The organism is Lysobacter arseniciresistens ZS79 (assembly GCF_000768335.1).
Taxonomy (GTDB): Bacteria; Pseudomonadota; Gammaproteobacteria; order Xanthomonadales; family Xanthomonadaceae; genus Novilysobacter; species Novilysobacter arseniciresistens.
Genome location: NZ_AVPT01000006.1, coordinates 28,046 through 52,845 on the forward strand (window position 1 = coordinate 28,046; position 24,800 = coordinate 52,845).

Genomic DNA, 24,800 nt, shown 5'->3' on the forward strand with positions numbered 1-24,800 from the left:
ACGAGCGCGCACCGGCCGCACGCGGACGCAGCGTTCCGCGGGCCGCGTGCCGTGCCGCACCCGCCGGCGTACGCTCGTGGGCCATCCCCGTCCCGGAGCCTGCCGTGCCCGACCTGTCCATCTTCCCGATCACCCGCCGCTGGCCGGCGCGCCACCCCGAACGCATCCAGCTGTACTCGCTGGCGACGCCCAACGGGGTCAAGGCCTCGATCATGCTGGAGGAAACCGGGCTGGCCTATGAGCCGCACCGGGTCGACATCACACAGGGCGAGAGCCACACGCCGGAGTTCCTCTCGCTCAACCCCAACGGCAAGATCCCCGCGATCATCGACCCCGACGGCCCGGGCGGCCGGCCGCTGGCACTGTTCGAGTCCGGCGCCATCCTGCTGTACCTGGCCGACAAGACCGGCCGCTTCATCCCCGCCGACCCGGCCGGCCGCTGGGAGGCGATCCAGTGGCTGTTCTTCCAGATGGCCTCGATCGGGCCGATGTTCGGCCAGGTCGGCTTCTTCCACCGCTACGCCGGCAAGGAGATCGAGGACCCGCGCCCGCGGCAGCGCTACGTCGACGAGAGCCGGCGCCTGCTCGGCGTGCTCGACGCGCGCCTCGACGGCCGCGACTGGCTGCTCGGCGACGACTACACCATCGCCGACATCGCCACGCTGGGCTGGGTCGACAACCTGATCAACTTCTACGAGGCGCGCGAGCTGGTCGGCTACGACGACTTCGCCCACGTCGACGCCTGGCTGCAGCGCGGGCTGGCGCGGCCGGCGGTGCAGCGGGGGCTGAAGGTGCCGGCGGGGGAGTAGGGCGGGAGTCGCTGACCGGCCCGGTTGGTTCGACGTCGGGTGCGTGCTACGGTTGCATCGCAAATGCAACGCAAAAGGTCCCGCCGATGAAATCCGCCACCCTGCCATCGCTGCGCGTCGCCCCCGAGCTGCGCCAGGCCGCCGAATCGGTGCTCCGCGAAGGCGAGAGCCTGTCCAGCTTCATGGAGCAGACCCTGCGCGATGAAGTGAACCGCCGCCGCATGCAGGCCGAATTCATCGCCCGTGGCCTCGCTGCGCGGGACGAGGCCAGGCGCACCGGCACGTACTACTCCGCCGATGAGGTCCACGCCGGGCTGCGCGACATGCTCACCGCCGCCGAGGCCAAAGCCGGGCGCGGCGCGTGACATGGCAGGTGCGTTACACGCCGTCCGCGCGCGACGACCTCGAGCGCCTGTACGGCTTTCTGCTTGAACACGACATCGCGGCGGCGCGCGGCGCGCTGACGGCCATCGGGAAGGGCGCGGAGCTGCTGCGGGAGTTTCCCTTCACCTGCCGCAAGATCGATCCCGACAACCCGCTGCTGCGCGAACTGCTGATGCCCTTCGGCAATGCCGGTTACGTGCTGCTGTATGAAATCGAGGACGAACGCACCGTCACCATCCTCGCCGTACGCCACCAGCGCGAAGACGATTACCACTGAGGGTGTTGCAGGCCCTCGCCGACGGGGTTCCGGGGGTGGTGATCGGGGTCGCCGACCTCGTCGACCGGGTCGCTGAGGTGGCGCGAGAGGTTCGCGACGTCCCGAACGGGGTCGCGGACCTCACGAGCGAGGTCCCGGACCTCGCGGATGATGTCCGCAACCCCGCGCGCGAGGTCCGGAACCTCGTGATTGATGTCCGGAACCTCATCGATGAGGTTCGGGACCTCGTGTTCGCGGGAGATGGCTGCATGATCGCCACAGATGCCGGTTTCCTCTGCGGTATCGGGCCGCAGGGGTGGTTGAAGCCGTGCACGGCCAGGGGCGACACTGGCTCGCCAATTCACCCAGGAAGGGACGCATGACAAGGATGTGGGCCGTGGTGGGCGACGCCACCAGCAGCGGCGGGCAGGTGGTGACCGGCTCGCCCTTCACCGATATCGACGGCAAGCCCGTCGCCCGGGTCAACGACAAGGCGACCTGCCCGACGCACAAGGGCACGTTCCCGATCGTCGACGGCGACCCGACCACCATCATCGACGGCGAGGCCGTGGCCCTGCATGGCAGCTCGCTCGCCTGCGGCTGCAAGGTGCTGGCTGTGCAGCAGGTGCGGGTGTTTCTGGATGCGGGCGGTGGAGGTGGCGGGGGCCGTGGCGGCAGCGGCTGTTCCGGCGCATCGGGCGGCGCGAGTGGCGCAGCGGCCGGTGCATCTCCCACCGCTGCAGTTGACGCGAAGGCGGCTGCGACTACGGCTGTGACGACGGTGCCGGCGTTCGACGAGCAAATCCGCTTCGTCGGCCCGACCGGGGCACCGCTGTCCAACCTTGGCTACCGCCTGCACCTCGCCGACGGCTCGACCGCGGAAGGCGTCACCGATGCGGATGGGCGGACCGGGCGCGTCGCCACCGCGCAGGCGGTCGGCTTCGATTCCGCCGAACTGCTGCCGCCGACGGGCGCGCAGGATTGCTGCGCGGCCGCCGCGCTGCCGGCGCAGCGCGTCCCGGTTGCGTTGAACGGCGCCGCGACCAACGCCACGGCCGTCGGGTCTTCCACCCACGAGGTGGCCACCAAGGCCGAGGACCGCGGCCTGACCTCCGGCGAGGTCGCGATGCTGCGGCAGGTATTCGGGTCGTCGGTGGACTACAGCGCGGTGAAGCTGCACAACCACGGCTACTGGATGCTCTTCGGCTTCCAGCCGGACGACACGGCGACCGCGCCCAATGGCGAGATCTACTTGCCGGCGGAGCTGTTCAAGGCGGATTTCTCACTGGAGATGGACGTCCACAAGCGCCTGCTGGTCCACGAGATGACGCATGTCTGGCAGTACCAGCTGGGCTATCCGGTCAAGCGTGTACGGGCGCCACGCCCGCGGATGTCCTACGCGTACACACTGGCTGTGGGACGGAAACTCCGCGACTACAACATGGAGGCACAAGGGAACATCCTGGCGGACTACTTTCTGGTGAAGTTCCGTAACGCCCAGAACGAGGTCTATGAAGCTCGCTACGCTCGATACCCGAACGTCCTCCCCCTTTACGAAAGTGTCCTCGCGCCGTTTATCGCCAACCCTGCGGAGACCACCAACCTGCCCCAGGTGACCGAATGAGAACCTGCAGTCTCCTTCTCTGTCTCGTCGTCCTGCCGACTACCGGCGGCTGCACCCAGCCTGCCGGGATGTATCAGCAAGCGCAGGTTCGCGTTGTCGATTCGCAGCTGTGTTTTGCAGTCGCCGACACTGACGAGGCCCGGCGTACGCCGCCGATGCTGACAGCGATATCGGTCGACCGGTTCACCGGCTCGGACTGGGAGTACGTCTGGCGCTGGATCACGCCGCTGGAGCCCGTGGTGACGTTGACCCCCGACGAGTGCATTCCGTTTGGCACCGCCCTGGTTGCGGGCGGATCCAACGAGCTCGTCGCCACGCTGCAGCCGGGAGAGCGCTACGGCGTGTCGATCAACTCGCAGATCGTGAATCCGGCATCGGGTGGGGATCCCACCGTCGGACGCATTTACAGCCGGCACTTCTGCTTGCAGTCGTCGGCGGGCGCAGGCCTGACCGTGGTCGAAGTGCCACGGGTCCGGGGTGAGTTGAAGTGGGAGGTGTGTGGGCCGCACGTTATGGGCGATTCGGGCGCTGCGAATGAAACGTAAGCCCTCTTTCGACGATTGCAGATGATGCGTCCGGTCGTCCTGCTGTTTGTGCTCGGACTGGCGGCCTGCAGCACCCATGCCGCCGACCGCGATCCGCGCCTGACCTTGAAGCAGTGGGGGCTTGCGTACTGCATTGCAGAGCACGTCGAAGGCGGGGCGGGGCACGGCGGCGCGGCCATGGGCGGCTACTTCCAGCTGGGCAGTCACGAAAGCGAAGACGCTTACGCGAACGTTCGCCGGTTCTTCGACGACTGGGTGGAAAAGCGCCCAGCCGTGCCGAAGACGCCCGGTACCGACCTGTCGCTGATGACCTGCATCAACGCCTACGAGTCGGCAGAGTACGCGAGCGTGGTTCGTGAGCAGGACCGGTTTCTGCCGCCGTCGGTCGAGTGACTCCCAGCCGAGAGCTCTGCAGCGCGACACTCGCCCATGAAAAAGCCCGTCATCCGGCGGGCTTTTTCCGTTACTTCCGTTGCCGCAACCCTCAGCCCAGTAACAACCGGTTCATCCGCTGCACAAACGCGGCGGGGTCGGGCAGGGTGGCGCCGGCGGCGATCTCGGCCTGCTCCAGCAGCAGGTTGGCGATGTCCTTCGCAGTCGCCTCGTCGGCCTCGGTCTGCACGCGCTGCACCAGCGGGTGCTGCGGGTTCACCTCCAGCGTCGGCTTGCTGTCGGGCAGGTCCTGGCCGGCCTCGCGCAGTAGGCGGGCGAAGTGCGGGGCCATGTCGTAGTCCGACAGCGCGAGGCAGGACGGCGAGTCGGTCAGGCGGGCGGACACGCGCACCTCGCCGACGCGCTCGCCGAGCAGTTCCTTGAGCCGGGCGACCAGCGGTTCGGCGGCCTTCGCCGCTTCCTCGTGCTGCTGTTTCGCCGCCTCGTCCAGCGGCAGCTCGCCCTTGGCGACGCTCTGCAGCTTCTTGCCGTCGTACTCGTGCAGGTAGCCGAGCATCCATTCGTCGATGCGGTCGGACATCAGCAGCACTTCGATGTCGCGCGCCCTGAACGCCTCCAGCTGCGGGCTGCCGGCGGCGGCCGCGTGGGTTTCGGCGGTGACGTACCAGATGGTGTCCTGGCCCTCGGCCATGCGGGCGATGTAGTCATCGAGCGAGACCGTCTTCGCGGCGCCCTCGGCCTTCGTGGAGGCGAAGCGCAGCAACCTGGCGATGCGCTCGCGGTTGCCGGTGTCCTCGCCAATGCCTTCCTTCAGCGTGTTGCCGAAGGCCTTGATGAAGGTGTCGAACTTTTCCGGCTCGTTCTTCGCCAGCGACTCGATCATGTCGAGCACGCGCTTGGTGCAGCTGGCCTTGATCTTCTCCAGCTGGCGGTTCTGCTGCAGCAGCTCGCGGCTGACGTTGAGCGGGAGGTCGTCGGCGTCGACCACGCCGCGCACGAAGCGCAGGTAGTTGGGCAGCAGTTCCTCGGCGGCGTCCATCACGAACACCCGCTTGATGTAGAGCTTCAGCCCCTTGCGCTCGTCGCGGCCACCCATCATCAGCTCGAACGGCGGTTGCGCCGGCAGGTACAGCAGGGTGGTGAAGCTCTGGTTGCCTTCGACGCGGTTGTGGCTCCACGCCAGCGGGTCGGCGAAGTCGTGGCCGAGCGACTTGTAGAAGCCCTGGTAGTCCTCGTCGGAGATCTCGGACTTGGCCTGGGTCCACAGCGCGGAGGCGGCGTTGATGGTGTCCCACTCGTCCTGGCCGGCGGGCTGGGTGTCCGTGGACTCGTCGGCGGCATCGGCGGCGTCGCTGTCCTTCGGCATCCGGATCGGGAAGGCGACGTGCTCGGAGTAGCGGTGGACCAGCGAGCGCAGCTTCCAGCCCGACAGGAACTCGTCCTCCTCCGGTTTGAGGTGCAGCACGACGGTGGTGCCGCGGCCCGGCAGCTCGACCTGCTCCAGCGTGTACTCGCCCTTGCCGTCGCTCTCCCACTTCACGCCCTCGCTGGCCGGCGCGTCGGCGCGGCGGGTCAGCACGGTCACCCGGTCGGCGACCACGAAGGCGGAGTAGAAGCCGACGCCGAACTGGCCGATCAGGCGGGTGTCGGCCTTTTTGTCCTGCGCCATCGCCTCCAGGTAGCGGCGGGTGCCGGAGCTGGCGATGGTGCCGATGTTGGCGACCACCTCGTGGCGGTTCATGCCGATGCCGTTGTCGGCGATGGTGATCGTGCGGGCCTTCTCGTCCCAGCTGACGTCGATGTGCAGCTCGCCGTCGCCGGCCAGCAGGGACGGGTTGGCCAGCGACTCGAAGCGCAGCTTGTCGCAGGCGTCGGAGGCGTTGGAGATCAGCTCGCGCAGGAAGATCTCCTTGTGCGAGTACAGCGAATGGGTCACCAGGTGCAGGACCTGGGCGACCTCGGCTTCGAACTGGCGGGTTTCGGGGGCGGTGTCGGGCTGGGTGCTCATGCTGTGATTTCCGTGTCGCGTGGAGCGGGTGAAGCCTGCAACATCGGGGCCGGATGGGCGGAAAACAACGGTCCGGCGGCGCGAACCGGCCGTTGCGGCAACGGGGCGCCGACGCGCGCCCGGTAGCATGGCGCGCATGGCGTCCCCCACTCCCTGGCGCGGCCGGCTGCTGGTGCTGGCCGGCATCGCGCTGGCCGCGTTCAACCTGCGCACCGCGATCACCTCGCTGACCCCGCTGCTGGAGATCGTCGGCGACGCGCTGCGCTTCGGTTCCACCGCCGCCGGCGTGCTGGGCATGCTGCCGACCGCGGCGTTCGCGGTGTTCGGGGTGGCGACCCCGCCGATCGCGCACCGGCTCGGGCTGGAGCGCACGGTGGTGCTGGCGATGGCGCTGGCCGCGGCCGGCATGCTGGTGCGCGGCTTCGCCGGCGGCACGGCGGGGCTGATGGCCAGTTCGCTGCTGGCACTGGCCGGCATGGGCATGGGCAACGTGGTGCTGCCGCCGCTGGTCAAGCGCTACTTCTTCGACCGGGTCGGCGCGGTCAGCTCGGTCTACATCACCACCATGCAGCTGGGGACGATGGCGCCGGCGTTCGTCGCGGTGCCGCTGGCACTGGCGATGGGCTGGCGGGTGTCGCTGGCGGCGTGGGTGCTGCCGGCGGTGCTCGCCCTGCTGCCGTGGCTGTGGGTGCTGCGCGGCGGCCGCGAGCGGCTGGCGGCGATCGCGCCGGGTGGCGCCGCGGTGCTGCCGCGGGCGGTGCTGCCGGCCGGCGCGCACGTGTGGCGCTCGCCGCTGGCGTGGGCGATGGCGGCGCTGCTGGGCATGACCTCGCTGGTGACCTACGCGATGTTCACCTGGATCCCGCGCTGGATGACCGACGCCGGCCTCGACCCGGCCGCGGCCGGCGCGATGCTCGGCGTCTACACCGCCACCGGGCTGGCGACCTCGCTGGCGGTGCCGGTGCTGGCCGCGCCGGTGCGCTCGCCGTTCCTGCTGGTGCTGCCGATGCTGGCGCTGTACGTGGTCGGCTACACCGGCCTGCTGCTGGCGCCGGCGTCGCTGCCGGCGCTGTGGACCGGCCTGCTCGGCCTGGCCGGCGGCACCTTCCCGCTGGCGCTGACGCTGATCAACCTGCGCACGCGCACCGCGGCCGGTTCGGCGGCGCTGTCGGGCTTCATGCACTGGACCGGCTACGCGGTGGCCTGCGCCGGGCCGGTGGTGGTCGGCCAGCTGCGCGACGTCACCGGCGGCTGGCACTGGCCGGTCGCCTTCCTCGCGCTGTGCATCGGGGTGCTGGCGTGGGGCGCGTGGGCGTCGTCGCGGCCGCGGGTGCTGGAGGACAGCTGGTGACGCGACGGCCGGGCCGGGTTCAGTCGACGTGGTGCATCCACGCGCAGTCCAGCCCGTCCAGGCCGACGTGGACCAGCAGGCCGATCGCCAGCAGCCGGGTGCGCCGGGGCAACAGCAGCAGCGCGTAGGCCGCGATCGCCGGTGCCCGGTGCAGCGGGTGGAAGCCGATGCTGCAGCGGTCCGGCACGTAGACCGGGTCGGCCCACAGGTGGTCGATGTCGATCAGCCAGCCGGCCAGCATCCACAACCACGCGCGGCGCCAGCGGTCGCGGAAGAACACCCGTGCGATCGCCAGCGGCACCAGCGCGTGCAGCACGAGGTGGAAGACGGAGCGGAAATCCAGGTCCAAGGCGGGCGGCGGGCGGCGGGCAGGCCCCCGAGTCTAAAGGCGCCGGCCGCGCCCGGCCGCGGCTTGACGTGGATCAGCCGGTATTGATGCCGGCGGGGGTATCACTGGGGCGTCGCCGCCACAGGAGCCCCCGATGAACCGCCGCTTCACGTCCGTGTCCGCCTCCATCCTCGACGCCATCGGCGATACCCCGCTGGTCGAGATCGACGACGTGTTCGCCAAGTGCGAGTTCATGAACCCGTCCGGCTCGATCAAGGCGCGCATCGCGCTGTACATGGTCGAGAAGGCCGAGGCCGAAGGCCTGCTGAAGCCCGGCGACACCATTGTCGAGGCGACCAGCGGCAACACCGGCAACGCGCTGTCGATGGTCGCCGCGGTCAAGGGCTACCGAATGCGCGTGGTGATGCCCGAGGGGCTGTCGAACGAGCGCGTGGCGATCTCGCGGGCGTACGGCGCGGAGGTCGAGTTCAGCGGCAACTTCCACGTCAACTCGGCGCTGGAGCGGGCGCGCGCGCTGGGGCGGCAGGAGGGTTTCTTCTGCCCGGGCCAGTTCGACTCGGAATGGAACGTCGAGGAGAACCGGGTGATCCTCGGGCCGGAGATCCTGTCGCAGCTGCCCGATGGCCGGGTGCCGGATGCGCTGGTGGCGGGCGTGGGCACCGGCGGCACGCTGATCGGCGTCGGCCAGGCGTTCCGCGCGGTCAACCCGGACGTGCGGCTGTTCGCGATGGAGCCGTCGGAGTCGCGCACGATCCTCTGCGGCGAGGTCGACACCCACGCGATCGAGGGCATCTCCGACGGTTTCGTGCCGGGCATCTTCACCCGCCACGGCGAGCTGGTGAACGAGCTGCTGTCGGTCACCGACGAGGAAGCGATCACCGCGATGCGCGGGCTCGCGCGCGGACACGGGCTGCTGTGCGGGCCCAGCTCGGGCGCGCATCTGGTCGCCGCCCGCCGCGTGCGCGAGCGCCACCCGGAGCTGCGCACGGTGGTGACGCTGTTCTGCGACGAGGGCGAGAAGTACCTGCAGGACCATTTCAGTGCGCCGGCGCCGGGGCTGATCGACGCCGCGTTCGGCTGAGGTGCGGGCCGCTCCGGCGCGCTCCGGCTCGACTCAGGCCAGCGCCAGCCGCCGGGCCAGCTGCCGCACCTCGTCGCGCAGCGCCGACGGGGCGCGGATCTCGAACTCGAACGGCAGCCGCGCCAGCTCGCGGGCGAACCAGCCCAGGTGGTCGGTGCGCGCGCGCAGCAGCACGCCTTCCGGGTCGGGTTCCAGCGTGCCCAGCGGGTAGAACAGGGCGCGGCTGGCGCCGTCGAGGTCGGTGCGCAACAGCACCTCGACCGGGTGCGCGCGCGGCATGTTGGCCAGCGACGCCGACAGGTGCTCCAGCGCGTCGAACCCGGCCGGGCGGCCGAAGCTCGCCGGCAGCGGCTGCACCGACAGCACCCGGTCGAGCCGGAACGAGCGCAGCTCGCCGCGCAGGTGGCAGAAGCCGGCCACGTACCAGTGGCCGCCGCGGAAGCCGAGGCCGTACGGATCGAACGGCCGCACGCTCGCGTCGCCGGCGGCGTTGCGGTAGGCCAGCTGCACCCGCTGGCGGGCCTGGGCGGCGGCGCTGAGGGTGGCCAGCGCACCGTTGTCGCCGGTCGGCGGGGCGTGCGACAGGTCGAGGGTGACGGTCTCGTCGACCGCGCGCACGCGCTGCTTCAGCCGCGCCGGCATCACCCGTTCGAGCTTGGCGCCGGCGCTGGCGACCGCCGGTTGCGCCTCGGTCAGCCCGAGGCTGCGCGCGGCCAGCAGCCCGACCGACAGCGCCAGCGCCTCTTCGTCGGTGAACATCATCGGCGGCAGCCGGAAGCCCGGCACCAGCGCGTAGCCGCCGTAGCGGCCGCGCTCGGCGGTGATCGGGATGCCGAACTCCTCGAGGATCGCGACGTAGCGCCGCAGCGTGCGGCCGTCCACGCCGAGCCGCCGCGCCATGTCCGGGCCGCTGATGCGGCCGTGGGCCTGCAGCAGTTCCAGCACGGCCAGCACGCGGGTGGTGGGGTGGGGCATGGCCGCAAGGCTAGCAGTCAATCAGGGCCGCAATAGCCCTGATTCGGCGTCATGGTGGACGCCCACTCCCACCGACCGCCGGACGGACCCGATGAACCAGCCCTACCTCCTGTTCGATGCGTATTCGACCGTGGTCGAGCTGCGCCGCTACACCCTCCACCCGGGCCGCCGCGACGAGCTGGTCGAGCTGTTCGAGCGCGAGTTGGTCGAGAGCCAGGAGGCCGAGGGCATGCGCCTGGTCGGCCAGTTCCGCGACCTCGACCACCCGGACCGGTTCGTCTGGCTGCGCGGCTTCGCCGACATGGCGGCGCGTGGCCGCGCGCTGCCGGCGTTCTACGGCGGGCCGGTGTGGAAGGCGCACCGCGACGCCGCCAACGCGACCATGCTCGACTCCGACGACGTGCTGCTGCTGCGGCCGGCGTACAGCGCGTCGGGGTTCCAGATCCCGCGGCTGCAGCGGCCGCCGCGCGGATCCACCGGCGACGGCAGCGGGCTGGTGGTCGGCACCGTGTACCGGCCGCATGGCGGCGTCGACCGCGACTTCCTCGACTTCTTCCAGTACGACATGGTGCCGCTGCTGGACGCGACCGGCGCGCCGGTCACCGCGGCGCTGGTGACGGAGACGGCGGCCAACAACTTCCCGGCGCTGCCGGTGCGCGGGGACGAGCGCGTGTTCGCCTGGTTCGCCCGCTTCGACGGCCCGGGCGCCTACGCGCACCACCTGCGGCGGCTGGCCGCGCACCCGAACTGGGAAGGCGTGCTGGCGCCGGCGCTGCGCAGCCGGCTGTCGGCGCCGCCGGAGGTGCTGCGGCTGGTGCCGACGGTGCGCTCGCGGCTGCAGGGGCTGGAGCATGCGCCGGCGCAGGGCCTCGTCTCCGCCGCCTCGCAGGTCCAGCAGGAACCGCGGCACGCCGCTGTCGTGGCACAGCCGCTCGATGCTGTCGGGGCGTGACGGCCGCACCCGCATCGCCTCCATCGCGCCGACGTGCGAGTTGTGCGCCCACACCACCGCCCTGGCGCCTGGCCCGCGGGCGTCGAGCAGGTGGCACAGGGTCTCGAACATGTGGGTGTCGCGCAGGTTCCAGCTCTCCGCGCCGCCGTAGTACATCACCCGGTAGTAGCGTTCGGCGGCGGCTACCAGCCGTGCGTTCTGGGCGGCGTCGAGGAAGTCGTCGCCGTCGTGGCCGGCGTAGTCGCGGCCGGCGAGGTGCACGTCGACCATGCGGTCGCGCGCGCTGGACAGGTCGGTCATGGGCTGGCCCCGGTTCCGGCGGTCGTCGCCACCGTGGTCGCCCCGACCTTGCGTGGGCGTGAAGCCGTTACCCGGGCGCGGATCCGCCGCCTTCGCACAGCGCGCGCTTGCGGGCCGGCGTCAGCTGCTTGATCGCGTACTCGGCGCGCAGCGCGCTGCCGCGGTCGGCGTGCTCGAAGCGGGCCAGCAGCCGCACCGGTGGCCGTGCGCGGGTGTAGCGGGCGCCCTTGCCGGCGACGTGCTCGGCGTAGCGGCGCTCCACGTCGGTGGCGATGCCGGTGTAGATGCTGCCGCCGCGGCATTCGAGCAGGTAGACGAACCAGGCCATCGCGGCAGTGTACGGACGCGGCAGGTCGTCGGTCATCGACCGGTGGACACGGGCCGTGCACGGTCGCGCTCCCACAGTGGTGGCCCGTTTTCCGGTGGTGCGCGCATGGGTGCCTGGCTGACCGACACGATCCACTCGATGGGCTACTTCGGCGTGGTCCTGCTGACCTTCCTCGAGAACGTGTTCCCGCCGATCCCGTCGGAACTGATCATGCCGCTGGCCGGCTACCTCGCCGCCGAGGGGCGCATGACGGTGTGGGGCGCGATCGCCGCCGGGACGCTCGGGTCGCTGCTGGGCGCGCTGCTGCTGTACGGCGTCGGCGACCGCATCGGCGAGGACCGGCTGAAGGATTTCGCCGACCGCCACGGCCGCTGGCTGACGTTCTCGCGCGGGGATATCGACCGCGCCTCGCGCTGGTTCCAGCGGCGCGGCGGCTGGGCGGTGTTCGTCTGCCGGCTGATCCCCGGCATCCGCTCGCTGATCTCGATCCCCGCCGGCATCCACCACATGCCGCTGGCGGCGTTCCTCGCGTGGAGCGCGCTGGGCACGGCGCTGTGGACCGGCCTGCTGGTCGGTGTCGGCTACGTGCTGGGCAGCAACTTCGAGCGCGTCGGCGAATTCATCGACCCGGTCACCAAGATCGTGCTGGCCGCGGTGCTGGTGTACTACCTGTGGCGCGTGGCGACCCACAAGGGTGCGCGGCGGGACTGAGTGGCACGCACCGCGCGCGCTTCATCCACAACACCCGCACGAGCGAGGACGACTGGCACGGGTTCAAGGGCGGCGACCAGCGCGAGACCGGCCCGGACGATGCCGCCGCCCAGGGCGGTGAGCGGCCGCCCGGCCGCCACAGCTAGCTGCGCGGCTCAGTCCCCGACCGGCACGGGGTTGTCGGCGCTTTCGGGCGGGGCCGCCTCGTCGTGGGTGGCGCGGCAGTCGGTCTCGGCCTGGCCGGTGAGGCCGAAGCACGGGTCGATGGTCGGGTCGACGTCGCCGCCCGGCGCGGGCGTGGGGGTCTCGTCGATGACGGTGGTGGCGGAGTCGGCCGGCTCGACCGGTTCGAGCTCGCGGCGGTCGCAGGCGGTGATCGACAGCGACAGCAGGGCCGCGGCGCAGGCGATGGCGATGCGGTGGTCCATGGGGGGCTCCGGCGTGTGGGGACGCCGGCAATGTCCCACGTGCGTCGCGCGCCGCGGTTGACGCCGCCATCACGGAAAAAACTGCGCGCGATGCAGATCCGTCCCCGCAAACCGCCGCGCAAACCCCCGTCCCGTCGACCGCGTGCGCTGGCATGCGTCTTGCGCCCGTTTTCCGTGAGTCACCGGGAACGGGTCCGCGGCCCCCGCCGCGGCGCCCTCCCTGAAGGAGGTAGCGATGCGAAGCGACAACAAGATGGGCGAGGACCTCAAGGCCGTCGCCGAAGACGTGATGCAACTGGGTGCGCGATGCGTGCAGGCGGGTCGCGCGTGGTTGAACGAGAGGAGAAACGAGATGACCGACCGTAACGACGACTATCGCCCCGAAAACAACAGCAACCGGAGCTCCTACCAGTCCCGCCCGGGCGCGCCGCAGCCGCGCGCGCAGGGGTCACGCGGCCGCCAGCAGCAGGGTTACCAGCAGGGCTACCAGCAACCGCAGGGGAGCTACCAGCAGGGTGGTTACCAGCCGGGTGCGTACCAGCAGGGCTGGCAGCAGGGCCGCTCGCAGTACCAGCCGCACTACCAGCAGCAGGGCAGCCAGGCGCAGGCGGGCCGCTACGGTTCCCAGGAGTACGCGTCGCAGGACTACGGCCGTGCCCAGGCGTGGGGCCAGGAAGGCATGGAGCGCGAGTACGGCCAGTCGTTCGAGCAGGGGCTGGGCCAGACATCGTTGGGCCAGGGGCCGTACGAGCGCGATGACTTCGGTTATGGCGCGCGTGCGCAGTCGGGCTGGCAGCAGTCGCGCGGCTCGCAGTCGCAGCAGTACGGCATGCCCCGCCAGGATTCGCACCAGGAATACCAGGGCAGCAGCCGCGGTGCCTACGCACAGCAGGGCTACAGCGGCTACCAGTCGCGTGGGCCGGGCGAGGGCTACGGCAGCAGCTCGGGATACGGCAACCCCGACCAGGACCGCTACGGCAGCCACAACTACAGCGGCGAGTCGTTCATCTCGCCGGCCGACACCCAGCAGGTGCATTCGGGCCGCGGCCGCCAGAGCTACGCGCGCCCGGACTATGGCAGCGGCTATGGCACCGCCGGCTACGGCATGGGCTACAGCGGCGTCGGTCCGCGCAACTACACGCGCTCGGACGAGCGCATCACCGAGGACCTGTGCGAGCGCCTGACCCACGACCACGACATCGACGCCAGCGACATCGAGGTCAAGGTCGCCAACGGCACCGCCACGCTGGAGGGCACCGTTTCCCAGCGCTGGATGAAGCACCGCGCCGAGGACCTGGCCGACAACTGCAGCGGCGTGCGCAGCGTCGACAACCGCATCCGGGTGCAGTCGCAGTCGGAAACCTCGGGTTACGCCAGCGCCTCGCGTGAAAGCGGTTCGTCCGCCCGCGCGAGTGGCGGCAGCCAGACCGGTTCGCCGACCACGCCGACCAGCGGCTCGACCGGCACCGCGCACTAGGCGACGGAACGGCATGGATGCGGCAAACGGAAGGCCCGCCGGATGGCGGGCCTTTCTGCATGGTGCGGGTGATTGCGAATGCGGAGCCGGGTCGCGCGCCTAGACCGACAGCATCCGCATGCCGTCGTCGTTGCGCGGCGAACGCGTCGCCTGCGCGGCCTCGCCATCGTCGTCGCGACCTTGCCCGTACCCGTCCTGGCCGGGCGCGGCACGCCGCGCACCGCGCCGTTCGCGCGCAAGCTGGTTGTGGATCGTGCGCACGCTGACGCCGAGCATCCGCGCGGCGCGGGCCTTGTCGTTGTCGTAGTACTCGAGGGTCTTGCGCAGCATCTCCTGCTGCACCTCGGCGTAGCTCATGCCGACGGTGAACACCACGGTTTCCGCATCGTCGTCGCCGGCGCGGCGGCGCAGCGCGGGGTGGGCCGGATTGCCGATGTCGACAACGTCGCCGGTGCCGAGGATGAAGGCGCGCTGCACCACGCTGCGCAGCTCGCGCACATTGCCGGGCCAGTCGTAGGCCATGATCGCGCCGGCGGCATCGTCGGCCAGCCGCTTGTTTGTTCCGTGCTCCTCGTTCAGCGCGGCGAGGAAGTGCCCGGCCAGCAGCAGCGCGTCGTCGCCGCGGACGCGCAGCGGCGGCAGCTCGACAATGAAATCCGCCAGCCGGTAGAACAGGTCCTCGCGCAGCAAGCCCTCGTCGATGGCCCGGGCCGGGTCGCGGTTGGTGGCGGCGACGATGCGGGTGTCGAACTCGACCGCGGTGGTGCCGCCGACCCGGGTGATGGTGCCGGTCTCCAGCGCCCGCAGCAGGTAGACCTGCAGCGCGGCCGGCATTTCGGTGATCTCGTCGAGGAACAGCGTGCCGCGGTTGGCCTGCTCGAAGTAGCCGACGTGGCGCGCGGCGGCGCCGGTGAAGCTGCCGCGTTCGTGGCCGAACAGGTGGCTGGCCAGCAGGTCGGGTGCGATCGCGCCGCAGTTGACCGCGACGAACCGCCCCGGCCGCCCGCTCATGACGTGTACCGCGTGGGCGACCAGCTCCTTGCCGGTGCCGCTTTCGCCGGTGACGAGCACCGACGCCGGGGTGGTCGCGACGCGGGCGAGGTCCTGCTGCAGGCCGCGGATCGCGGGGCAGTCGCCGACCATGCCGGTCGCGACGCGCGGGCCGGTGTCCGGGCTGTCGTCATACAGGCCGGGGGTGGTGTCGTCGTCCTGGGCGTCGGCGTCGCGCGGATCGGGGGCGTCGTTGTCCATGCCGCCCACGCTAGCGGCGACGCGGTTAACGAGCCGTCACCGGCGTGTTGCGACGGGGCGCGTCGCGCCTCGCGTTCAGCCGGCGACGACCACGCGGATCGCCACGTCGCCGATCTCGACCCGCTGTCCCGCGCGGACCTTGCAGGTCTTGCGCAGCTCCACCGCGCCGTCCACCCGCACCTCGCCGGCGGCCACCAGCGCCTTGCCGGCACCGCCGCTGTCGCACACGCCGACCAGCTTGAGCAGCTGGTTCAGCTCGACGTGGTCGCGGTCGAGTTCGAAATCGATGGTCTGCATGCGGGTGGCGGCGTTGTACGGGGCGGGCGCGCAGGTTGGCAGGCGGCCCGGCCCGGCGCAACGCGTGGGCGGCGATCCGCGCAACGGCGGCCAAGCGAAGCTGCGATCATGCGCGCATGACCGATACCGCGCCCGACCTGTCCTTCGCCTCCCTTCCACTGCCGCCGGCCCTGCTGCCGGGGGTCGAGGCGCTGGGCTACACGCAGCTGACGCCGGTGCAGGCGCAGGCGCTGCCGGCGATCCTCGACGGCCGCGACGTGATCGCTCAGGCGCCGACCGGCAGCGGCAAGACCGCTGCGTTCGGTCTCGGCCTGCTGCGCGACATCGACCTGGCGACGGTGCAGACCCAGGCGCTGGTGCTGTGCCCGACCCGCGAGCTGGCCGACCAGGTCGCGCAGCAGCTGCGCAAACTCGCGCTCGGCCTGCCGAACCTGAAGGTGTCGGTGCTGTGTGGCGGGGTCGCGCTCGGCCCGCAGCTGGCCTCGCTTGGCCACGACCCGCACGTGGTGGTCGGCACGCCGGGCCGCATCCAGGAGCTGCTGCGCAGGAAGGCGCTGCACCTGCGCGGCGTGCGCACGCTGGTGCTCGACGAGGCCGACCGCATGCTCGACATGGGCTTCGAGGAGCCGATCCGCGAGATCGTCGGCAAGCTGCCCAAGACCCGGCAGGGCCTGATGTTCTCGGCGACCTTCCCCGAGCCGATCCGCGCGCTGGCGGCGTCGATGCTGCGCGAGCCGGTGGAGGTGACCGTCGACGGCGACCACCGCGCGACGATCGAGCAGCGCTTCTACGAGGTCGAGCCATCGCAGCGGACCGCGTTGCTGGCGGCGCTGCTGCTGGAGTTCCGGCCCGCCTCGTGCGTGGTGTTCTGCAACATGCGGCGCGACGCCGACGAGGTTGCCGGCTCGCTGCAGCACCACGGCTTCGACGCACTGGCGCTGCACGGCGACATGGAGCAGCGCGACCGCGACGAGGTGCTGGTGCGGTTCGCCAACCGCAGTTGCAGCGTACTGGTGGCCAGCGACGTCGCCGCGCGCGGGCTGGATGTGGAGGACCTCGCCGCGGTGGTGAACTACGGCCCGCCGAGCGACCCCGACGTGTACGTGCACCGCATCGGCCGCACCGGCCGCGCCGGCCGCGAAGGCCTGGCGCTGAGCCTGTGCGCGCCGCGCGAGGTAGCGCGCGCCGAGGCGGTCGCCGGGCGCAGCGGCCAGCCGATCCGCTGGCACCGCGCGACGCCGCTGGTCGGCAAGGCCCGCAACGTCGCGCCGGCGCCGATGGCGACGCTGCGCATCGATGGCGGCAAGACCGACAAGCTGCGACCCGGCGACATCGTCGGCGCGCTGACCGGCGAGGCCGGGCTGCCGGTATCCGCGGTCGGCAGGATCAACGTGTTCGCGACCCGCAGCTACGTCGCCATCGCGCGCGACCGCGCCGCCGCCGCGCTGGCGCGGCTGCGCGACGGCAGAATCAAGGGCCGCCGATTCCGCATCAACCGGCTCTGACGCCTCCGTTTACCGCTGGTTGACGCTGAAGCGCCCCGGGCCGATCAGCGCGATCACGATGGCGGTGCCGAGGAACATGCCCTGCAGCTCCAGCGCCCAGCCGCCCTGGCCGTTGAGGCTGGTCAGCTCGCCCATGTGCACCAGGACGATCGCCACCAGCATGTTGATCGCGACCAGCAGCCCGCCGATGCGCGCGTGGAAGCCGGCGATCAGCATCAGCGGCGCCACCACCTCGCCGATCAGCACCGCGTAGCCGAGGAAGCCCGGCAGGCCCTGCGCCTCGACCATGCCGGCGATGCCCGACATGCCGCCGTTGAGCTTGGCGATGCCGTGCAGCAGTACCAGCACGCCGAGGGTGACGCGCAACAGCAGCTTGCCGAGGTCGTTCTGGGTGTTCGGGTTCATCGGTGTCCCCTTGGTGGTTTGGGTGTGACGGCGGAAGGTATCGCCCGGCGCCGCCGACGGCCGATCCTACCCCGTCGCGCCGCGGGCGCTAGTCCCCGACGTGCTTGGATTCGGCGGTCGCCAGCACCTCGACGTGATCGACCCGGCGCGGCCGCGACAGCAGCGGGTGGACCAGCACCGCGGCCAGGATCACCACCACGCCGAGGTAGAACGGCGGTTGCAGCTCGTGCTGCTCGCCCAGCAGCACGATCGCCAGGATGATCGCGTAGACCGGCTCCAGGTTGACCGCCAGCTGCGCGGCGAACGCGCTCATGTGCCGCAGCGCCACCAGCGACAGCGCGAACGGCAGCAGCGTGCAGGCCAGCGACAGCACCAGCAGCAGCACGATGTCACGCGTGCCCGGCATCACAAGCAGGTCGCCGGAGAAGGCCTCGGCGATCGCGTCGACCGGGAAGAACGGCATCAGCGGCGCCAGCAGGGTCAGGGCCACCGTGCCGGCGCCGAGCTCGATCGCGGTGACGGTGAGCGGCTCGCCGCGGTCGACCAGCCGCTTGTTGAGCGAACCGAACATCGCCACCAGCAACGCCGACAGCGCGCCCACCACCACGCCGATGCGCATGTCGCCGGGGATGCCGCCGACCACCAGCGCGACACCGGGCAGCACCGCCACGCCGAGTGCGAGGTCACGCTTGCTGAAGCGGGTGCGCGCCAGCCACGGTTCGACCAGCGCGGTGAACGCGGTGGCCAGCGCGATGCAGGTGGCCGCGACCGAGGCGTTGGCGAGCTTGATCGCGCCGTAGAAGGTCAGCCAGTGCAGCGCGACCAGCACGCCGACCCCGGCGTAGGCCCACAGCAGCCGCGCCGGCATCGCCCGCAGCCCGCGCCAGACCTTCGGCAGCAGCGCCAGCGCGACCACCACCAGCAGCATGCGCGCCCAGACCAGCGGCAGCGCGGGCAGGGTGATCAGCTTGCCGAGGATGGCGGTGAAGCCCCACAGCACGACGCAGAAGTGGATCTGCAGGAAAGCCTTGTTCGTGGGTGTCATCGCCATCGCGCGAGTGTGCCCAAAGGCGCGGCGCGGGAGTAGGTGCCGGATCGGGCCATTCGTCGCGTTTCGGGCCGGCGGCACTATTGCGCGCGGCAGTCGGGGCGGACAATGACCGCTTTGCCCCCGCCCCCACGCTCATGCCCACATCCGATGGCGGTTCCGCCGCCGCGTCACCGACCTTGCACGATGCCTCGCCGGCCAGGCCGCTGCGCGAGTGGCTGACCCCGCTCGAGCTGGTGGTTCTGGCGGCCATCTGGGGCGTCTCCTTCATGTTCCAGCGGGTCGCCGCGCCGGAGTTCGGTACCGCGGTGCTGTCGGAGCTGCGCCTCGCATTCGGGGCGCTGGTGCTGCTGCCGTTCCTGTGGGCGCAGCGGGCCGCCTTCCCGGCGCGGGTGTGGCCGAAGGTGGTGCTGGTCGGCGCGATCAATTCGGCGGTGCCGTTCGCGCTGTTCGCCTGGGCCGCGCAGCACGCGCCGGCCGGCATCAGCGCCATTACCAACGCGATGGCGGTGCTGTTCACCGCGCTGGTCGGGTTCCTGTTCTTCGGCGAGAAGATCGGCCTGCGCCGGGCCGGCGCGTTGCTGGTCGGCTTTGCCGGCGTGGTGGTGCTGGCCAGCGGCAAGACCGCCGGCGCGAGCCTGGGGCTGGCGGTGGCGGCCGGCTGCGCCGCGGCCTTCATGTACGGCGTCGGCGTGCACCTGTTGCGCCGGTATTTCACCGGCATGCCGCAGGCCGCGCTGGCCTCGGCGACGCTGGGCACCTCGGCGCTGCTGACGCTGCCGTTTGCCATCGCCGACTGGCCCGATGCGCCGGTGTCGGCGCAGGCGTGGTGGTCGGCACTGCTGCTGGGCGTGCTCTGCACCGGGCTGGCCTACGCGGTGTACTACCGGCTGGTGCAGCGCATCGGCGCCAGCCGCGCGGTGACCGTGACCTACCTGGTGCCGCTGTTCGCGGTCGGCTGGGCGTGGTGGCTGCTGGACGAGCCGCTGACGGTGTCGATGGGCATCGCCGGGCTGCTGATCCTCGGCAGCGTGGCGATCAGCCAGAAGGCGAAGCGCTAGTTCAGCGCCGCAGCCGGTCGATCAGCGCCATCGCGGCGGCGGGGTTGCGCTCCTTGGCGGCGCTGATGAAGAAGATGAAGGCCTCGCGCGGCTTTCCGGTCGCGCGTGCGGCGGGTTCGATCCGCGGCAGGTCGACGGGTTCGTCGCCGGCCGCCCACGCGTGGGCACGTTCGGCCCAGCGGTCCAGCGACGCGGCGGGGTAGCCGGTGGCGATGTCCGCCTGCGAGCGCATCAGCCGCGCGTAGACGAAGTCGCCGGTGATGTCGGCGAACGACGGGTAGTCGTCGCTGTCGGCGAACACGGTCGCCATGCCGTGTCGGCGGACCAGCACCAGGTAGTCCCCATCGACGAAGGTCGGGTCGCGCACGTCGAGGACGTGGCGCAGGCGGTGGCCGTCGACGGTGGCCGGCAACCGCTGCAGGAAGGCTGCGAAGTCGTCGCGGTCCAGCCGCCTGTTGCTGTCGAACTGCCAGACGATGGGGCCCAGCCGGTCGCCGAGGGCGACGATGCCGCCGAGGAAGTCGTCGATCTGTCCGCCGGTGCCGGCCAGCACGCGCGACTGCATGATCCGCTTGGGCGCCTTGGCCGAAAACACGAAGCCCGGCGGCGTTTCGGCGGCCCAGCGGGCGTAGGTTTCGGGCTTCTGGCTGCCGTAGTAGGTGCCGTTGATCTCGATCGCGCTGAGGCGGCGGCTGGCGTATTCCAGCTCGCGCCGCTGCACCAGTCCGTCGGGGTAGAAGTTGCGGCGCCAGGGCGCGAAGGTCCAGCCGCCGACGCCGACCCGGATGCCGTCAACCGCGGGTACGCCGGCGTCGGTGTCGGGCGGCTCGCTGGCGGATGGGGCGAACAGGTCGGGGGCGTCGTTGCGTGGGCTCAATCCGGGGTCACTCGTATTCGTCGCTCTCGAATTCCACCATCACGTCGAGGTTGTCGGCCAGTGCCCTGACCGCGTCACGCACCTTGGCGTGGGTGGATGCGTTGGGGGTGTCGATCTCGATCACCTGCATGCCGGGGCCCTGGTCGTCGGGCAGGCCGGCCGAGCTGGAGTCGGGGTCGTCCATGTGCGGCATGAGGTCGGAGATTTCCTCGACGTGCTCGACGCCGTCGATGCTGGTCAGCAGGTTGCCGATGGCACGGGCGTCGTCGTCGCTGCCGGTGATCCGGATGCGGAGCTGGGGCATGGGGGTGGCCTCGCTGGGGGATGCAGCGAGGCTAGGCAGCGCGCGGGAAACGCGACGTGACGGCGCCGCCGCGGCACCCGGCCGGCACGCGGCGGCCTTCACCACGGCCCCGCTAGGCTGCGCGCATGGAGCCGACCCCGATCCCGACGCCGCCGCAAACCGATGGCCACCGGCACGTTACGTTGCGCCCGCTGGAACGCAGCGACCTGCACTTCGTCCACGTGCTCAACAACAACCGCAGCGTGATGGGCTACTGGTTCGAGGAGCCGTACGAGTCCTTCGTCGAGCTGGAGGAGCTGTACCGCAAGCACATCCACGACCAGTCCGAGCGGCGCTTCATCGTCGAGCACGAGTCTCCCGAGACGCAGGCGCACGAGCGGGTGGGGCTGGTGGAGCTGGTCGAGATCGACCACCTGCACCGGCGCGCCGAGTTCCTGATCATGATCTCGCCCGAGCACCAGGGCCGCGGCTTCGCCAAGGCGGCGACGCGGCGCGCGGTCAATTACGCCTTCCGGGTCCTCAACCTCTACAAGCTCTACCTGCTGGTCGACGTCGACAACGCGCCGGCGATCCGCGTCTACGAGGGTGCCGGGTTCCAGCGCGAGGGCGTGCTGGTCGACGAGTTCTTCAGCGACGGCCGCTACCGCAGCGTGATCCGCATGTGCATCTTCCAGCACGAGGCGCTGGGCAGCGACGAGGCACGGCGCGACGCCTGAACGCCGCGTCGCCCGGGCCGCTGTTCAGCCGGCGTCGCCGGTGTCCGCCTCGCGTACCGGCAGCGGCACGTTGCACAGGTCGATGTGGCCGGCCGGGAGCTTGTACCAGTCGTCGCGGCGGTTGCGGCGCGCCTCGGTGGCGGCGGCGAAGGTGGCGCTGTCGGTGCGCAGCACTTCCAGGTGGCTGCGCTCGGCCTCGGGCACCTCGCTGGCGAGGCGGATCGCCTTGATCGGGGTGCGCTGCGCCGGGTCCTCGTAGAAGCCCAGCGGGCCGGTGCCGCGCGACAGCACGGACAGCCGCTCGATGCCGTCGACCACGCGGCCGACCACGGTGATGTTGCGGTCGAGCTGGCGCGGCGACTGGCCGGTGACGACATACAGTTCGGCGCCGGTGCTGGAATCGGCGGCCATGTCGCGCCCGGCGCCGAGCGTGCCGTAGCAGTGCGCCATCCAGGCGATGCCGGCGTCCGGGTCGCGCCCGGCCGGGAAGCCGTCGACGAAGCCGACCTGCGGTGCCCAGCCGTCGGCGTCGGGCAGCACGGTGAAGTCGAGCCCGGCGGCGGGCCGCTCGAACTCGGCCGGCAGGTGCGCCTTCGCGCTGCCGAGCGACCTGCGCTCGTCCTCGTCCTCGGTCGGGTCGCCGAACTGTACGACGAAGTTGTCCTGCGAGCGGTAGATACTCAACCCGTCCCAGAATCCTTCCTTCGCAAGCGTGCGGATGTTGCCGACGTGCGCCGGGGCGAACTGCGGCGCCAGCTCGATCACCACGCGGCCGCTGTCGAGCTCCATGTACAGCGTGTTGGCGGGGTCGAGCGGTCGCCAGTGGGCGTCGGGCGAGGCGTCGAGGATCTCCTGCGCCGACAGCGGCTTGGCCGGTGCGTCGGCCGCAGCCGGCTCCTGCGCGAAGGCGGTGGCGGCGAACAGGACGGTCAGCAGGGCGGGCGGCAGCAGGCGCGGGTTCGGCACGGTCGGGCTCCAGGGAGGGACCGGCCGATTCTGGCCGAAGCGCATGCCGCCGGACAAACCGCTGCCCGCGCAGCCGGACTCAGAAGTCGAACAGCTCGCCGAGCAGGTGCTTCTTCTTCCGGCGCCGGTGGTAGTCGTCGTGCGACGAATAGTGCTGAGGCGGATAGCCCGGCTGGCGCGGCGGCGGGGGCGACGGGGGCGGCTGGCGGGCCGGTGGCGCGAGCTCGGCGGCGGAGCGCTCGATCAGCTTGTCGAGCTCGCCACGGTCCAGCCAGACGCCGCGGCACTGCGGGCAGTAGTCGATCTCGATGCCCTGGCGGTCGGCCATGGCCAGGTTGACGCCCTTGCAGACGGGACACTCCATCGGATGCTCCTTTCGGGGGATACGGTGGATGTCGGGCCGCGGTGGCCGCGAATCAAGCCGTGGCGTCGCTGGCAGCCGCGTGGCGGGCGATGAAGTCGCGCACCTGCGGGTACACCTGCCGGCGCCAGCGGCGGCCGCTGAAGATGCCGTAGTGGCCGGCGCCGTCGACGGTGATGTGCTCGCGCTGGCCGTCGGCGACGCCGGTGCACAGCGCATGCGCGGCGCGGGTCTGGCCCTGGCCGGAGATGTCGTCGAGCTCGCCCTCGATGGTCAGCAGCGCGGTGCCGGTGATCGCCGCGGGGTCGACCCGCTCGCCGTCGATCGTCCACAGCCCGCGCGGCAGAAGGTGTTCCTTGAACACGATGCGCACGGTGTCGAGGTAGTACTCGGCCGGCATGTCGAGCACGGCGTTGTACTCGTCGTAGAAGCGCCGGTGCGAGGCGGCATCCTCGAGGTCGCCCTCGACCAGGTGCTGGTAGAAGTCCCAGTGCGACTGCGCGTGGCGCTCGGGGTTCATCGCCACGAAGCCGCCGTGCTGCAGGAAGCCGGGGTACACGCGGCGGCCGTGGCCGGGGTAGTTGGCCGGCACCGGGTGGACGAGGTTGGCCTCGAACCACCACAGCGGCCGGTGCACGGCGAGGTCGTTGACCTGGGTGGGGCTTTCGCGGGTGTCGATCGGGCCGCCCATCATCACCAGCGAGCGCGGGGTCTGCTCGCCGCGCGCGGCCATCAGCGACACCGCCGCGAGCACCGGCACGGTCGGCTGGCAGACGCTGATGACGTGCAGCGTGTCGGCGCCGATCTCGCGGATGAAGTCCTCGATGTAGTGGACGTAGTCGTCGAGGTTGAAGCGTCCCTCGCTGGCCGGGACCATGCGAGCGTCGACCCAGTCGGTGATGTAGACCTTGTGGTCGCGCAGCAGGGTGCGGACGGTGTCGCGCAGCAGGGTGGCGTGGTGGCCCGACAGCGGCGCCACCACCAGCACCGGCGGCTGGCCCTTCATGCCGGTGATGTTGCCGGCGTCGTCGGCGTAGCGCTTGAAGCGCAGCAACCGGCAGAACGGCTTGCGCATCACCTCGCGCTCGATCACCGGGTACTCGCGGCCATCGACCTCGACGTGGTGGATGCCGAACTCGGGCTTCTCGTAGTCCTTGCCGATCCGGTACAGCAGCTCGTAACCGGCCGCCAGGCGGTTGGCGCCGGGCAGGGTGGACAGCCAGCTGCCGTTGGCGGCGAACATCTTGGAGCCGGCCTCGGCCCAGTAGGTCATCGGCGCCATCCACGCGCGGCCGAGTTCGTGCATCTGGTAGAGCAGCATGCGCTCCGTTCCCCGGTACGGATATGTTGCGGTGCAGCGTAGCGGATCGCCGCGGCGGAAACGTGAATCGGGCCGGGTGGCCAGGCCCTATGCCGGCAGTTCCAGCGCCGCCACGCCATCCCGCAGTGCCGGCGACAGCCACAGGTGCGAGCCGAGCGGGGCGAGGCCGATGCGCGCGAACCGCTCGCGGTAGAACTTCGCCGGCCGGGCGTGGAAGCCTTCGGTGTCGCCGTCGATGCCGTCGGCGCGGGTGAAGGTCTCCAGGAACGCAACGCCGCCGCACAGCCCGGCCAGCGCCGGCAGGCCGCGGTCGAGCTCGCGCGTGGGCAGGTAGTGCAGCACGTCGCTGCAGACCAGCAGGTCGACCGGCGCGCAGGGGCGCAGGTGCTCGAAGTCGCCGAAGCGGGCGAAGTGCAGGTTGCGCCGCGCACCGAAGCGCTCGACCGCGTAGGCGCTGCTGTCGAAGCCGAGGTACTGCAGCTTCGGCCGCAGCTTCAGCAGCGGCGCCCGCCACGCGCCTTCGCCGGCACCGATGTCGAGCACGCTGCGGAGCGGGCGTTCGAGGTGGTACTCGGCGGTCGCGACCGCAAGCGCGACCTTGCGCGCAAGCCGGGCGCCGCCGCCGATCGCCCTGTCCTTCAGCGCCGGGTCGCGGTACCAGCGGTCGAAATAGGCCTGGTCGTATTGCTTGGTCATCGGCTTGGCACTTCTGTCTGT

30 protein-coding genes and 1 pseudogene are annotated in these 24,800 nt (G+C 71.1%); 15 read left to right on the top strand and 16 right to left on the bottom strand.

Annotated features, from left to right (window positions below):
* The first annotated feature begins 104 nt into the window (after positions 1-104).
* The 7 genes from N799_RS04880 to N799_RS04910 all read left to right on the top strand — a co-directional run bounded on the left by N799_RS04880 (position 105) and on the right by N799_RS04910 (position 4,011).
* Positions 105-809 carry a glutathione S-transferase N-terminal domain-containing protein gene (locus N799_RS04880; protein ID WP_036208718.1) on the top strand — a complete coding sequence of 235 codons (705 nt, stop codon included), beginning with the start codon at positions 105-107 and terminating at the stop codon, positions 807-809.
* A gap of 86 nt (positions 810-895) precedes the next feature.
* Positions 896-1,174, top strand: coding sequence for a YlcI/YnfO family protein (locus N799_RS04885; protein WP_036208720.1), 279 nt, complete (start codon positions 896-898; stop codon positions 1,172-1,174).
* A complete protein-coding gene (locus tag N799_RS04890; RefSeq protein ID WP_036208723.1) occupies positions 1,171-1,470 on the top strand; it encodes a type II toxin-antitoxin system RelE/ParE family toxin in 300 nt (99 codons plus the stop codon). Before N799_RS04885 ends, N799_RS04890 begins: the two co-directional genes overlap by 4 nt.
* Before the next feature lie 5 nt (positions 1,471-1,475).
* On the top strand, positions 1,476-1,832 hold the full coding sequence (locus tag N799_RS04895) for a hypothetical protein (RefSeq protein WP_152597818.1): 357 nt from the start codon (positions 1,476-1,478) through the stop codon (positions 1,830-1,832).
* Between the two features lie 17 nt (positions 1,833-1,849).
* A complete protein-coding gene (locus tag N799_RS14625; RefSeq protein WP_238978752.1) occupies positions 1,850-3,073 on the top strand; it encodes a PAAR domain-containing protein in 1,224 nt (407 codons plus the stop codon).
* Positions 3,070-3,618: a hypothetical protein gene (locus N799_RS04905; protein ID WP_036208729.1), complete on the top strand. Its 549-nt coding sequence runs from the start codon at positions 3,070-3,072 to the stop codon at positions 3,616-3,618. The genes N799_RS14625 and N799_RS04905 overlap by 4 nt, the downstream gene beginning before the upstream one ends.
* A gap of 21 nt (positions 3,619-3,639) precedes the next feature.
* Positions 3,640-4,011, top strand: coding sequence for a hypothetical protein (locus tag N799_RS04910; protein ID WP_036208732.1), 372 nt, complete (start codon positions 3,640-3,642; stop codon positions 4,009-4,011).
* A 91-nt stretch (positions 4,012-4,102) separates the two neighbouring features.
* Here N799_RS04910 and htpG read toward each other — a convergent pair whose 3' ends face one another.
* A complete protein-coding gene (htpG, locus tag N799_RS04915) occupies positions 4,103-6,019 on the bottom strand; it encodes a molecular chaperone HtpG (protein WP_036208735.1) in 1,917 nt (638 codons plus the stop codon).
* 136 nt (positions 6,020-6,155) lie between these two features.
* On the opposite strand from htpG, the gene N799_RS04920 reads away from it, so the two are divergent.
* Positions 6,156-7,370 carry an MFS transporter gene (locus tag N799_RS04920; protein WP_203225026.1) on the top strand — a complete coding sequence of 405 codons (1,215 nt, stop codon included), beginning with the start codon at positions 6,156-6,158 and terminating at the stop codon, positions 7,368-7,370.
* Positions 7,371-7,389: 19 nt separating this feature from the next.
* Here N799_RS04920 and N799_RS04925 read toward each other — a convergent pair whose 3' ends face one another.
* A complete protein-coding gene (locus tag N799_RS04925) occupies positions 7,390-7,713 on the bottom strand; it encodes a DUF6122 family protein (RefSeq protein WP_036208947.1) in 324 nt (107 codons plus the stop codon).
* Between the two features lie 139 nt (positions 7,714-7,852).
* Here N799_RS04925 and N799_RS04930 point away from each other — a divergent pair, with 139 nt between their 5' ends.
* Entirely contained in the window at positions 7,853-8,800 is a 948-nt protein-coding gene (locus N799_RS04930; RefSeq protein WP_036208740.1) for a PLP-dependent cysteine synthase family protein, read from the top strand.
* A 33-nt stretch (positions 8,801-8,833) separates the two neighbouring features.
* Here the strand turns inward: N799_RS04930 and N799_RS04935 are convergent, their stop codons facing one another.
* Entirely contained in the window at positions 8,834-9,775 is a 942-nt protein-coding gene (locus N799_RS04935; RefSeq protein WP_036208742.1) for a helix-turn-helix transcriptional regulator, read from the bottom strand.
* Between the two features lie 91 nt (positions 9,776-9,866).
* On the opposite strand from N799_RS04935, the gene N799_RS15795 reads away from it, so the two are divergent.
* Complete coding sequence (locus N799_RS15795) at positions 9,867-10,727, top strand: NIPSNAP family protein (RefSeq protein WP_203225027.1); 861 nt, start codon at positions 9,867-9,869, stop codon at positions 10,725-10,727.
* On the opposite strand, the pseudogene N799_RS16115 reads toward N799_RS15795, so the two are convergent.
* A pseudogene (locus tag N799_RS16115) lies at positions 10,659-11,027 on the bottom strand (erythromycin esterase family protein); the annotation flags it as partial. The gene N799_RS15795 and the pseudogene N799_RS16115 overlap by 69 nt on opposite strands.
* A gap of 67 nt (positions 11,028-11,094) precedes the next feature.
* Positions 11,095-11,391 carry a GIY-YIG nuclease family protein gene (locus N799_RS04945; RefSeq protein ID WP_238978756.1) on the bottom strand — a complete coding sequence of 99 codons (297 nt, stop codon included), beginning with the start codon at positions 11,389-11,391 and terminating at the stop codon, positions 11,095-11,097.
* A 69-nt stretch (positions 11,392-11,460) separates the two neighbouring features.
* Between N799_RS04945 and N799_RS04950 the strand changes: the two genes are divergently transcribed.
* Positions 11,461-12,066 (top strand): DedA family protein, encoded by a 606-nt coding sequence (locus N799_RS04950; protein WP_036208745.1) that lies wholly within the window; start codon positions 11,461-11,463, stop codon positions 12,064-12,066.
* A gap of 155 nt (positions 12,067-12,221) precedes the next feature.
* Here the strand turns inward: N799_RS04950 and N799_RS04960 are convergent, their stop codons facing one another.
* Positions 12,222-12,494, bottom strand: a complete 273-nt coding sequence (locus N799_RS04960) for a hypothetical protein (RefSeq protein WP_036208750.1) — start codon at positions 12,492-12,494, stop codon at positions 12,222-12,224.
* Positions 12,495-12,729: 235 nt separating this feature from the next.
* Between N799_RS04960 and N799_RS14310 the strand changes: the two genes are divergently transcribed.
* Entirely contained in the window at positions 12,730-13,971 is a 1,242-nt protein-coding gene (locus N799_RS14310; RefSeq protein ID WP_052101245.1) for a BON domain-containing protein, read from the top strand.
* Positions 13,972-14,070: 99 nt separating this feature from the next.
* Here the strand turns inward: N799_RS14310 and N799_RS04970 are convergent, their stop codons facing one another.
* Together N799_RS04970 and N799_RS04975 are read right to left on the bottom strand one after the other, a co-directional pair.
* Complete coding sequence (locus tag N799_RS04970; protein ID WP_052101246.1) at positions 14,071-15,222, bottom strand: sigma-54 interaction domain-containing protein; 1,152 nt, start codon at positions 15,220-15,222, stop codon at positions 14,071-14,073.
* Between the two features lie 75 nt (positions 15,223-15,297).
* Positions 15,298-15,519 carry an RNA-binding S4 domain-containing protein gene (locus tag N799_RS04975; RefSeq protein ID WP_036208752.1) on the bottom strand — a complete coding sequence of 74 codons (222 nt, stop codon included), beginning with the start codon at positions 15,517-15,519 and terminating at the stop codon, positions 15,298-15,300.
* A gap of 116 nt (positions 15,520-15,635) precedes the next feature.
* On the opposite strand from N799_RS04975, the gene dbpA reads away from it, so the two are divergent.
* Positions 15,636-17,024, top strand: coding sequence for an ATP-dependent RNA helicase DbpA (gene dbpA / locus N799_RS04980; RefSeq protein ID WP_036208754.1), 1,389 nt, complete (start codon positions 15,636-15,638; stop codon positions 17,022-17,024).
* Between the two features lie 9 nt (positions 17,025-17,033).
* Here the strand turns inward: dbpA and N799_RS04985 are convergent, their stop codons facing one another.
* The gene (locus N799_RS04985; protein WP_036208756.1) at positions 17,034-17,429 is read right to left on the bottom strand and encodes a DoxX family protein; all 396 of its coding nucleotides are present in this window, start codon (positions 17,427-17,429) and stop codon (positions 17,034-17,036) included.
* A gap of 88 nt (positions 17,430-17,517) precedes the next feature.
* The gene (locus tag N799_RS04990; RefSeq protein WP_036208758.1) at positions 17,518-18,480 is read right to left on the bottom strand and encodes a DMT family transporter; all 963 of its coding nucleotides are present in this window, start codon (positions 18,478-18,480) and stop codon (positions 17,518-17,520) included.
* Positions 18,481-18,614: 134 nt separating this feature from the next.
* Between N799_RS04990 and N799_RS04995 the strand changes: the two genes are divergently transcribed.
* Complete coding sequence (locus N799_RS04995) at positions 18,615-19,538, top strand: DMT family transporter (RefSeq protein ID WP_081974700.1); 924 nt, start codon at positions 18,615-18,617, stop codon at positions 19,536-19,538.
* Position 19,539: 1 nt separating this feature from the next.
* Here the strand turns inward: N799_RS04995 and N799_RS05000 are convergent, their stop codons facing one another.
* A complete protein-coding gene (locus tag N799_RS05000; protein ID WP_052101260.1) occupies positions 19,540-20,388 on the bottom strand; it encodes a DUF72 domain-containing protein in 849 nt (282 codons plus the stop codon).
* Between the two features lie 34 nt (positions 20,389-20,422).
* Positions 20,423-20,719 carry a hypothetical protein gene (locus N799_RS05005; RefSeq protein WP_036208760.1) on the bottom strand — a complete coding sequence of 99 codons (297 nt, stop codon included), beginning with the start codon at positions 20,717-20,719 and terminating at the stop codon, positions 20,423-20,425.
* Between the two features lie 125 nt (positions 20,720-20,844).
* On the opposite strand from N799_RS05005, the gene speG reads away from it, so the two are divergent.
* On the top strand, positions 20,845-21,435 hold the full coding sequence (gene speG / locus N799_RS05010) for a spermidine N1-acetyltransferase (RefSeq protein WP_052101247.1): 591 nt from the start codon (positions 20,845-20,847) through the stop codon (positions 21,433-21,435).
* A gap of 24 nt (positions 21,436-21,459) precedes the next feature.
* Here the strand turns inward: speG and N799_RS05015 are convergent, their stop codons facing one another.
* The 4 genes from N799_RS05015 to N799_RS05030 all read right to left on the bottom strand — a co-directional run bounded on the left by N799_RS05015 (position 21,460) and on the right by N799_RS05030 (position 24,779).
* Positions 21,460-22,446 carry a peptidylprolyl isomerase gene (locus N799_RS05015; RefSeq protein ID WP_081974706.1) on the bottom strand — a complete coding sequence of 329 codons (987 nt, stop codon included), beginning with the start codon at positions 22,444-22,446 and terminating at the stop codon, positions 21,460-21,462.
* 34 nt (positions 22,447-22,480) lie between these two features.
* Positions 22,481-22,765 carry a TFIIB-type zinc ribbon-containing protein gene (locus N799_RS05020; RefSeq protein ID WP_036208762.1) on the bottom strand — a complete coding sequence of 95 codons (285 nt, stop codon included), beginning with the start codon at positions 22,763-22,765 and terminating at the stop codon, positions 22,481-22,483.
* A 52-nt stretch (positions 22,766-22,817) separates the two neighbouring features.
* The gene (locus N799_RS05025) at positions 22,818-24,080 is read right to left on the bottom strand and encodes a polyhydroxyalkanoate depolymerase (RefSeq protein ID WP_036208973.1); all 1,263 of its coding nucleotides are present in this window, start codon (positions 24,078-24,080) and stop codon (positions 22,818-22,820) included.
* Between the two features lie 90 nt (positions 24,081-24,170).
* Positions 24,171-24,779, bottom strand: coding sequence for a class I SAM-dependent DNA methyltransferase (locus N799_RS05030; RefSeq protein WP_036208764.1), 609 nt, complete (start codon positions 24,777-24,779; stop codon positions 24,171-24,173).
* Positions 24,780-24,800 lie beyond the last annotated feature (21 nt).

Excerpts from the sequence above, each read along its gene's own strand:
- N799_RS05020 (WP_036208762.1), bottom strand. The coding sequence starts at position 22,765 with ATGGAGTGTCCCGTCTGCAAGGGCGTCAACCTGGCCATGGCCGACCGC.
- N799_RS04945 (WP_238978756.1), bottom strand. The coding sequence starts at position 11,391 with ATGACCGACGACCTGCCGCGTCCGTACACTGCCGCGATGGCCTGGTTC.
- N799_RS04885 (WP_036208720.1), top strand. The coding sequence starts at position 896 with ATGAAATCCGCCACCCTGCCATCGCTGCGCGTCGCCCCCGAGCTGCGC.
- N799_RS04985 (WP_036208756.1), bottom strand. The coding sequence starts at position 17,429 with ATGAACCCGAACACCCAGAACGACCTCGGCAAGCTGCTGTTGCGCGTC.
- N799_RS15795 (WP_203225027.1), top strand. The coding sequence starts at position 9,867 with ATGAACCAGCCCTACCTCCTGTTCGATGCGTATTCGACCGTGGTCGAG.
- N799_RS04920 (WP_203225026.1), top strand. The coding sequence starts at position 6,156 with ATGGCGTCCCCCACTCCCTGGCGCGGCCGGCTGCTGGTGCTGGCCGGC.
- N799_RS04970 (WP_052101246.1), bottom strand. The coding sequence starts at position 15,222 with ATGGACAACGACGCCCCCGATCCGCGCGACGCCGACGCCCAGGACGAC.
- N799_RS04995 (WP_081974700.1), top strand. The coding sequence starts at position 18,615 with ATGCCCACATCCGATGGCGGTTCCGCCGCCGCGTCACCGACCTTGCAC.
- N799_RS04950 (WP_036208745.1), top strand. The coding sequence starts at position 11,461 with ATGGGTGCCTGGCTGACCGACACGATCCACTCGATGGGCTACTTCGGC.
- N799_RS04935 (WP_036208742.1), bottom strand. The coding sequence starts at position 9,775 with ATGCCCCACCCCACCACCCGCGTGCTGGCCGTGCTGGAACTGCTGCAG.
- N799_RS04930 (WP_036208740.1), top strand. The coding sequence starts at position 7,853 with ATGAACCGCCGCTTCACGTCCGTGTCCGCCTCCATCCTCGACGCCATC.
- dbpA (WP_036208754.1), top strand. The coding sequence starts at position 15,636 with ATGACCGATACCGCGCCCGACCTGTCCTTCGCCTCCCTTCCACTGCCG.
- N799_RS04975 (WP_036208752.1), bottom strand. The coding sequence starts at position 15,519 with ATGCAGACCATCGATTTCGAACTCGACCGCGACCACGTCGAGCTGAAC.
- htpG (WP_036208735.1), bottom strand. The coding sequence starts at position 6,019 with ATGAGCACCCAGCCCGACACCGCCCCCGAAACCCGCCAGTTCGAAGCC.
- N799_RS04905 (WP_036208729.1), top strand. The coding sequence starts at position 3,070 with ATGAGAACCTGCAGTCTCCTTCTCTGTCTCGTCGTCCTGCCGACTACC.
- N799_RS04960 (WP_036208750.1), bottom strand. The coding sequence starts at position 12,494 with ATGGACCACCGCATCGCCATCGCCTGCGCCGCGGCCCTGCTGTCGCTG.
- N799_RS05015 (WP_081974706.1), bottom strand. The coding sequence starts at position 22,446 with ATGCGCTTCGGCCAGAATCGGCCGGTCCCTCCCTGGAGCCCGACCGTG.
- N799_RS04990 (WP_036208758.1), bottom strand. The coding sequence starts at position 18,480 with ATGGCGATGACACCCACGAACAAGGCTTTCCTGCAGATCCACTTCTGC.
- speG (WP_052101247.1), top strand. The coding sequence starts at position 20,845 with ATGGAGCCGACCCCGATCCCGACGCCGCCGCAAACCGATGGCCACCGG.
- N799_RS05030 (WP_036208764.1), bottom strand. The coding sequence starts at position 24,779 with ATGACCAAGCAATACGACCAGGCCTATTTCGACCGCTGGTACCGCGAC.
- N799_RS14310 (WP_052101245.1), top strand. The coding sequence starts at position 12,730 with ATGCGAAGCGACAACAAGATGGGCGAGGACCTCAAGGCCGTCGCCGAA.
- N799_RS04910 (WP_036208732.1), top strand. The coding sequence starts at position 3,640 with ATGATGCGTCCGGTCGTCCTGCTGTTTGTGCTCGGACTGGCGGCCTGC.
- N799_RS05005 (WP_036208760.1), bottom strand. The coding sequence starts at position 20,719 with ATGCCCCAGCTCCGCATCCGGATCACCGGCAGCGACGACGACGCCCGT.